Annotated in this window: 1 pseudogene; it reads left to right on the top strand. The window is 35.1% G+C overall.

The features are described from left to right. Positions 1–193 (top strand): annotated as a pseudogene (locus tag BZK16_RS14425) (hypothetical protein); the annotation flags it as partial. Between the last annotated feature and the right edge of the window lie 120 nt (positions 194–313).

Below are 313 nucleotides of genomic sequence, written 5' to 3'. Positions count from 1 at the left end.
ATATTTAATTGTTTGTATGATCTTGAATCGATTGCTGTCTGAGTCAGCTAATGTTGCAGGTTCTATTGTTAATTCATCTGGTTTAACAACAGGCGCTTCACAAGAAGTTTCAGGTGGTGCACAAGGTATGTCTGGGCGATTGGGTGCCGGTGGTACTTCTCCTTCTGGTGCTCCTAGAGGTGGTGGAGGCTAATTGATCAGTTATATGCTTTATATAATATTAAGGAATTTTATGTATAACTTTATAAGTAAACTAATAAGTGTTCTATTTTTATTTATTGTAATAAATAGTGCATATGCTCAACAATATTGG

The organism is Wohlfahrtiimonas populi (genome assembly GCF_002006795.1).
In the GTDB taxonomy this organism is placed as follows: Bacteria; Pseudomonadota; Gammaproteobacteria; order Cardiobacteriales; family Wohlfahrtiimonadaceae; genus Wohlfahrtiimonas; species Wohlfahrtiimonas populi.
Note: the sequence above shows the minus strand (reverse complement) of the source record. Positions and strands in the feature narration are given on the sequence as shown.